This window comes from Roseburia sp. AF15-21 (assembly GCF_003479505.1).
Classification (GTDB): domain Bacteria; phylum Bacillota; class Clostridia; order Lachnospirales; family Lachnospiraceae; genus Roseburia_C; species Roseburia_C amylophila.
On record NZ_QUHG01000021.1, the window covers coordinates 1,667 to 7,971 of the forward strand.

11 protein-coding genes are annotated in these 6,305 nt (G+C 35.8%); all 11 read right to left on the bottom strand.

The genetic code is table 11. The features are described 5' to 3' along the window. Positions 1–398 precede the first annotated feature (398 nt). On the bottom strand, positions 399–713 hold the full coding sequence (locus DWW33_RS15325) for a hypothetical protein (RefSeq protein WP_118087641.1): 315 nt from the start codon (positions 711–713) through the stop codon (positions 399–401). 14 nt (positions 714–727) lie between these two features. Then, positions 728–1,579, bottom strand: coding sequence for a hypothetical protein (locus DWW33_RS15330; RefSeq protein ID WP_118639815.1), 852 nt, complete (start codon positions 1,577–1,579; stop codon positions 728–730). 117 nt (positions 1,580–1,696) lie between these two features. Beyond that, positions 1,697–1,912 carry a hypothetical protein gene (locus DWW33_RS15335; protein WP_118639816.1) on the bottom strand — a complete coding sequence of 72 codons (216 nt, stop codon included), beginning with the start codon at positions 1,910–1,912 and terminating at the stop codon, positions 1,697–1,699. A gap of 356 nt (positions 1,913–2,268) precedes the next feature. Further along, a complete protein-coding gene (locus DWW33_RS15340) occupies positions 2,269–2,577 on the bottom strand; it encodes a hypothetical protein (protein ID WP_055040257.1) in 309 nt (102 codons plus the stop codon). 7 nt (positions 2,578–2,584) lie between these two features. Next, positions 2,585–2,929 (bottom strand): hypothetical protein, encoded by a 345-nt coding sequence (locus tag DWW33_RS15345; RefSeq protein ID WP_118639817.1) that lies wholly within the window; start codon positions 2,927–2,929, stop codon positions 2,585–2,587. Between the two features lie 149 nt (positions 2,930–3,078). Further along, complete coding sequence (locus tag DWW33_RS15350) at positions 3,079–3,336, bottom strand: hypothetical protein (protein WP_118639818.1); 258 nt, start codon at positions 3,334–3,336, stop codon at positions 3,079–3,081. After that, the gene (locus tag DWW33_RS15355) at positions 3,327–3,827 is read right to left on the bottom strand and encodes a hypothetical protein (protein WP_118639819.1); all 501 of its coding nucleotides are present in this window, start codon (positions 3,825–3,827) and stop codon (positions 3,327–3,329) included. The genes DWW33_RS15350 and DWW33_RS15355 overlap by 10 nt, the downstream gene beginning before the upstream one ends. 96 nt (positions 3,828–3,923) lie before the next feature. Beyond that, positions 3,924–4,376, bottom strand: a complete 453-nt coding sequence (locus DWW33_RS15360; protein ID WP_117842380.1) for a hypothetical protein — start codon at positions 4,374–4,376, stop codon at positions 3,924–3,926. A gap of 13 nt (positions 4,377–4,389) precedes the next feature. Next, entirely contained in the window at positions 4,390–5,151 is a 762-nt protein-coding gene (locus DWW33_RS15365; RefSeq protein WP_147404731.1) for a hypothetical protein, read from the bottom strand. 368 nt (positions 5,152–5,519) lie between these two features. Then, the gene (locus DWW33_RS15370) at positions 5,520–5,864 is read right to left on the bottom strand and encodes a hypothetical protein (protein WP_199534402.1); all 345 of its coding nucleotides are present in this window, start codon (positions 5,862–5,864) and stop codon (positions 5,520–5,522) included. Beyond that, on the bottom strand, positions 5,864–6,305 hold a 442-nt coding region (locus DWW33_RS15760), incomplete at its 5' end, for a hypothetical protein (protein ID WP_330419839.1). The genes DWW33_RS15760 and DWW33_RS15370, both read right to left, overlap by 1 nt.

Here is a 6,305-nt window from a genome sequence, read left to right on the forward strand (position 1 = left end):
ATGTATCACGGATTGGATTAACCGATACCAGCCTTGAGTCTCCTGTCACTCCATGGAATCCTGGGATATCTCCGGCATAGTAGCAATTTCTACGATACTACTCCTCACCGCATCAATCTCTTCTATCCATCGGTCAAGCTGTGCCTGGATTAATTCACGGATGCTGGTAATCTTCTCGTACTTTACATTGTTGCTAAGAGCACGTTTATATCAGCGTATTGGAACTAAATATTCTATTTTGATTTTGCAATGTCCTTTCGTATACCCGACTCGACAAATTTTCGCTAGTGTCTATTAATTAACATCATGGATTCTTAATTGCTTCACAACAGCCATGATGATTAATTAATAGACATGCATGAGTTATAGGTTGTTGGAGTCCGAAAGTATAACCATAATTAAATATATTGTTTCATAATCATCCATAACTTATCTTTTAACTCATCTAATGGCTCATTCAATTTTAAACGTGTCTGAAAATCATCGTCATAAATATAAAAATCGCTTAATCCACCTTTTGAAGGATACAATATTTTGTATCTATCCAATATATATTCTGTCTTTTCTTTCTCATTTTCCTCCGAATCTATACATTTTATAATATCAGAAATAGCTTTTATTTGAATGGTATAATAATTTTCGCCATATTTTTGCACCAATTTTCCTAGTTGTAAAAAAATATCTCTTAGTTCATATAATTCTTTCTCTGTCATTTTTTCCTCCTCTACTATTTTAATGAACTCTTACTAATAACTTGATAATCCAATTTCCATGGTTCTTTTATAAATGTCTGCATTATATTATATCCCCCACAATAGGCTCCTCCCTGTGAACCAACTGGGCCAGTATAAACAGTTGTTCCTTTGGGTATTTTAATTGCATAAACAGTATCTACAACTGATTCTCCTGTTAATTCACCAGTAATTGTATCAATCCACTGTGGCTTAACTGCCGTATCAATTCTCACTTTTGCAACGGATTCTGGTGGTTCTGTTGTAAACCATTGTCCTAATGCTTTATCTGAATTTCCACCCCTATAATATATCCTATCTTCTGTAAGAACCTCTACATTATATCTTCCACCATAAAAATTCTTAGCAGGATTTCCTTGGATTTCCGCTAATGGACCTGGATTTTCAATCATATTATATTGATAATTAGCTATATCATCTGCCCCATATATAACAGTTGTTCTACCACTCTCTCCAACATTCCCCAGCTGCTGTTTCTCAAGTTCTAATGACGCCTCCAGATTCATTACTTCCAAATCTGCCTCACTGAGCGTTCCATATGTTGCTATTCCGGTTAGTGAGCCAACTACAAAGCCTGCCAGTGGACTGTTGGTTGCTTCCGTCATGCTCTTTTCCACATAGCTGCTGGCTGCCACCGTCAGTCCCTGCTTGACATACTCTGTCACTACTGCCCTTCCTATGGATGTTCCTGCACTTACTGCTGCATTTGCTGCCATTCCTCCGGTCAATATCATAGACGCTGAGATTGTCAATGTATTTCCTATTAAATAATAGAGTTCCGGATTACTGGCAAATAATGTATCACGGATTGGATTATCCGATACCATTCTTTGGTCTCCTGTTACTCCTGTATAAAATTACTTTCGGGCAGCCATGAGGGGCGATTAACAGATATGCATAAGTTTTAATGTTGACGGAGTTCCAAAATATAACCATAATAAATATTATTCAACTATATCTTCACCATATATGCCATCATTTTGATATTGTAAAATAATATTGTACATTTCATCAACATCTAATTGACATATTTCTGCTTCATCTGCTGTAATACTAATTCTTTTTTTCTTTACCATATGCGCTCCTGCATCATACTGAAGAAAATATCTTCCTGCACCTTCTAATAATTCAATACCTTCATCTTCTAAAATCCGCTTCAACTATAGTCACCTCTATTCAAACAAATGTTTATATGTATATGTTCCTTCTACTGCCGGATTGACAACTGCTTCTTTTACTCCACCACTTGTATACCCTCCTGGCTCCCAATATTCCGGCCATGCTCCTAGCTCATGGCTTTATCATTAATCGGAGCATGAGAATCTTGGGTACCATGTCATCCATGCAAAATATCAGCATCTATTCCTGTTTCTTATACGCATTTCTTGTTATCATAAAAAATACCGCCCTTTTGCGACAAAAATTTGTTTTGAAAATAGCACGTTTATATCAGCGTTTTGGAACTAAATATTAGATTTTGATTTTCGGATGTCCTTATGTGAAGACATAATAAATTTTATTTTAGGAATTCATTTGATTTTATCAAATACTCCTTCATTAAAGAAACTCTTCTACCATCCAATTCTCCAGTATCAATCTCAACATCAAATTTAAAAACAAACCGATTAGCAATTTCATCCTCCAGCGTTTTTAATTCCTCTTTATCAGTATGCTCACATAAAAATTTCAACCATTCTTTAGCTTCTTCTTGATTCTGATTCAATAAGTAGTCCTTTTTTTCAGTTCTCATTAATTCAATTGTGGTTATTAATTCATTTAAAATATTTATTAACTCATTATGACTTTTTTTATCTATAATATTCATGTTATCCTCACTTCCATTGCATAGGTGTTATTTCTATCCAATCTGATGGTACTGCTTTATAATCAATATATACTTGATGCGCACCGCCATATAATCCCATTCCCTGACTTCCAACCCTACCTTCCAAGCCAGATAGTGTCGCCCCTTCTGGAATAGTCATTTTATATAACGTGGAGGCATCATTACAAAATTCTTGTTTAATTGCAGTATCAACACGCCATTGATATTCCGTAGCAGGTGGTAGTTCTAAACTCCAAAAGCCACTATTCTTTCCACCAACTCTATACAGGGTTGTTCCACCTCCATATGTTACTGAATTTGGTTTTCCACCTGCAAAGGATTGGCTAGGCAATGTTTTGCCATTTGATCCAATATAGAAGTCAGGTACTGTACCACTCTCTCCAACATTCCCTTCTGCTGCAGTTTTTTAAGTTATTTATTACTTCCAGCTCTGCTTCATTGATTATTCCATTCTTAAGTGGATAAATAAAAACATAAGAATTATATTTTTTTATATAATTCTGCCAACTCCACCAACTCCATACCTAAATAGTCTGAATAATCCCATGAGTCAATTATAATTCGAGGATAACTCAAAATAATGTTTTTCTGTCTGCTACTAGTTTGAAGTTCACTCAATATAGTTTGCAACTGAACCATATTTCTCTCACTTTGTCCCTCTTTTACTTTTTCTATTTCCTCCTTTACTTTCTGTTGCAACTCACCATTTCTTTTAATAAACCGCTCTTCTAATGACATTTTATCAAATCCTCCAAATTATTAATATACCATTGATTGGCACCACCAATATACTGACTGCCAAAACTCTTCTGAGCAGCAGTCTTTCCTGTAATCATTATAGTTCCACTTCTAACTTGGAACTGCTGAATCCCCGTCATTCTATTCCACTCATATGGTAAAGCTAAATTCTGACGATTTGTTAAAGGTGAAAATGTTTCAAATAAATATCTTCCCTCTGTATTTGCATTTCCGCCATAAAATCTCAAACCATATGTACTGTCTCCAGCAGTTTGAAGTTTTATTGTTTCTACATTGAAAGACTCCAATATCTGTTTTCTATATACTCTTGGAACACCCTGACTCTGTAAATATTCTGATGCTTGCTTTACACCATCATAAGAATACACCGAGTTACTACCACTCTCCCCTATATTCCCCAACTGCTGCGGTCTTTTTACGTTATTTACTACTTCCAGCTCTGCCTCATTGAGCGTTCCATATGTTGCCATTCCGGTTAGTGAACCAACTACAAAGCCTGCCAGTGGACTGGTAAATTTCTTCTGTCATGCTCTTTTCCATGTAGCTGCTGGCTGCCATGGCATCACTCACTGCAACTCTAATTCTTTTTTTAAGTGTTCCAATTCAGAATCTCTCATATCACATACACATATTTCAATAATATCATCTGTTTCTGACAATCCAAAATACACTTTGTCCATTTTTATATAATGTGAACTTTTTTTGTCTGATAATATTATTCTGCTACCATTAGAATACAAAATAGTTTTAAAAACAGGGCATTCTATATCATCACTATGAAAAATTATCTTTCCATCTTCAAAATTTTCCACCACTAGCTTATCCGTAGTTTCTGAATACTCCTTGCAAAGCAGTAGCGTTATTCTTTTTAATAACTTACTCTTTATACCCACTGTAAATTCCAATGAAGAAGTTTTATCTTTTGAATACGAAATATATTCAACCGCTTCCTTATCCTTATTAAATATAATCTTCAAAGGAATATATTCTTCCAATTCCATATCTATTATATCTTGCATATTCTTGTACCTCCTAATGCCATCCATTAAACTGTGCATGTTTTATTACTGGCAACTGTCCTGCTTGTCTTGACTGAGCAAATATAAATTCCCAATTACCTTCCGTAATCTTTTCTCCATAAACAATTCCTGATTTAGTTGCCTCCTGAAGCGAACCATAAAAATCACTCATAATTTCTTGTGTATAAAGATTAGGATTTGTATATGCTGTGCCATTTCCCGTAGTAATCCCCTTATAAACTTCTTCATACATATGTTCAGTTGCATTTCCATGCACCCACATCTTTTCTCCATTAACCTCTATCTCAAATGATTTTGGAATATTAGTATACGGATACTTTTCTTGAGTTGGGGTAATATTATCCCATACAGTACCCGTCTTTCTACCACTCTCCCCTATATTTCCCAACTGCTGCGGTCTTTTTACATTATTTACTACTTCCAGCTCTATCTCACTGAGCGTTCCATATGTTGCCATTCCGGTTAGTGAGCCAACTACAAAGCCTGCCAGTGGACTGTTGGTTGCTTCTGTCATGCTCTTTTCCACATAGCCGCTGGCTGCCATTGTCAGTCCCTGCTTTGCATACTCTATTACTACTGCCCTTCCTATGGATATTCCTGCACTTACTGCTGCATTTGCTGCCATTCCTCCGGTCAGTATCATAGAAGCTGAGATTGTCAAAACATTTCCTATTAAATAATAGAGTTCCGGATTACTGGCAAATACTGTATCTCGGATTGGATTAACCGATACTAGCCTTGAGTCTCCCGTCACTCCATGGAATCCTGGGATATCTCCGGCATAGCAGCAATTTCTACGATACTGTTCCTCACCGCATCAATCTCTTCTATCCATCGGTCAAGCTGTGCCTGGATTAATTCACGGATGCTGGTAATCTTCTCGTACTTTACATTGTTGCTAAGAGCACGTTTATATCAGCGTATTGGAACTAAATATTCTATTTTGATTTTGCAATGTCCTTTCGTATACCCGACTCGACAAATTTTCGCTAGTGTCTATTAATTAACATCATGGATTCTTAATTGCTTCACAACAGCCATGATGATTAATTAATAGACATGCATGAGTTATAGGTTGTTGGAGTCCGAAAGTATAACACTAATTAAATTTATTGAAAAAAATTATTCTAACGTTTCTAAAAGCAAACCTCCTTTTTTTCTGCATTCTTCCCATTCTTCAGCATTTAATAGAGCGTCTTCTGTCCATAATTCATTTTTTTTAGACATACCAATTAGCATCTCATCTATAGATTTTGCAATGATATACTGTTCTTGACTTATCCACTCACTTTCCAGTAACTCTTTTGCATACATCATCCCTATTTCACTAAAATCGCTTGCAAGCTCATCTGCAACAACTGTACCTTTCAGTTTTGCAATTTGTTCTGTTGCAGTCATAGACATTTGTTTTACAATGTCAATGAATCTATCATAGCATTGCATAATTTCTTCTATATCTTTTTCCACTATTTTGCCCTTTCTCCATTTATGTAATATCTTACAATTCCATTTTTACCAGATGAAACCTTATAATATGGCATCTCTCCATGATGTCCGCCACCTGGATGATATTGAATATATACAGAACTTCCATTTGGTGCATGCATACTTAGCCCACCGCCTTGTTCGTATGGAATTCCTGCTAGACTACCTTTGCCTAAAGGTTCCACTGTCCATCCATTTTTTGTGGCTAAATCTGAAATCTGTTTTGGAGAAAAGTCAGTTATTTTACTTGGCATATCCACAATATCTTGGATAGATGTACTTTCCCAAGTAACATTATCTGCTCCATATGTTTCATTAAAATAATTATGCCAATCATCACCTGTCATTGGATTCTTTGCATTACTACTACTCTCTCCAACATTTCCCAACTGCTGCGGTCTTTTTACGTTATTTACTACTTCC